Origin of the sequence: Limnofasciculus baicalensis BBK-W-15 (genome assembly GCF_024178385.1) — a bacterium.
Classification (GTDB): Bacteria; Cyanobacteriota; Cyanobacteriia; order Cyanobacteriales; family Coleofasciculaceae; genus Limnofasciculus; species Limnofasciculus baicalensis.
The window spans coordinates 1-1197 of sequence record NZ_JAMZMM010000732.1; the positions used below are offsets into that span (position 1 = coordinate 1).

Below are 1197 nucleotides of genomic sequence, written 5' to 3' on the forward strand. Positions count from 1 at the left end.
ATCTCGCCAGATTAATAATTGTAATGGAGAAATTACTAATTTACTTTGTTTAGGTTTAATTTGTCACTATCAAGGTCAATATAATGAAGCTGTTAAATACTATCAGCAAGCTTTAAAGACAAATATAAAACTTGAGGATTTAACAAGTGAATATTTATTCCTCAAAGCAAAAACACTGGGAAATTTGGGAATTACTTATCATAACTTGGATAAGTATAATGAATCAGTTCAATGTAATGAAAGTAGTTTAGCCTTATTTCATCAACTAGGTGATCAAAGAGGAGAAGCATCAGCATTGTTAGGTTTAGGGCAAGATTATTATACTTTAGGTGATTATGAAAAAGGATTTGACTGCACTCAACAAGCATTGGATATTGCTCAAGAAATAGGCGATCGCTATAATGAAGCCGAAGCTTTAAATATTTTAGGAATGCTATATCGTGAAATGGGAGATTATGAACAAGCAATAGATTTACATCAACAACAAATTATAATTGTTCGTGAAGTTGGTGACTTGCGTGGGGAAGGCTATGCTATGGGTAATTTAAGTGTAGTTTACGAGAAATTAGAAGATTATGTTCAATCTGGCAATTATGCTCAAAAACATTTAGCTATCTCTCAAAGACTTGGTGATAGAAGGGGAGAAGGTGCTGCATTACATTCTTTAGGTATTGCTTTATTGGAACTTTCAGAATTTACAGATGCTTTAAAAATATTACAGACTGCATTAGCAATTTTTAAGGAAGTTGATAGTAAAAGTGAAGAAGCTCAAATTCTTCAAGATTTAGCTATAGTTTATTGGGAACTAAATGACATAGACTCTGCTCTTGAATGCTGCTATAAAGCTTTAGATTTAATTACAGCATTAGAACTTCCTTCAATAAAAAATTGTCAAGAATTAATAGAACAAATCAAGAATAATGAGCAACAAAGAGATTAACTTCAACAAAGTAAATTTATTAGCAGATAGTAAGTCAATCTTAGACCACTTATCAATTGATCCATCTACCATAAAATATATTAAACCTCGATGGAAACGTACTCAATACCGAGCTATTGTTAATTGGCTAACAAAATATCAAGCTTATGAAAATGCTTCTAATTTAGAAAAAGTTAAAGGTTTATCAGAAGCTTTTTATACTTTTTGTAATGTAGAAGAATGGACAAAAGCAGTTAGAATTGTTGCTTATCGTTTAC

Annotated in this window: 1 protein-coding gene and 1 pseudogene; both read left to right on the top strand. The window is 30.9% G+C overall.

Annotated elements, in window-relative coordinates:
- Positions 1-940, top strand: a 940-nt coding sequence (locus NJ959_RS29810; RefSeq protein WP_254015378.1) for a tetratricopeptide repeat protein, incomplete at its 5' end; no start/stop codon positions are given.
- Positions 921-1197: pseudogene (locus NJ959_RS29815) on the top strand (hypothetical protein); the annotation flags it as partial. The gene NJ959_RS29810 and the pseudogene NJ959_RS29815, both read left to right, overlap by 20 nt.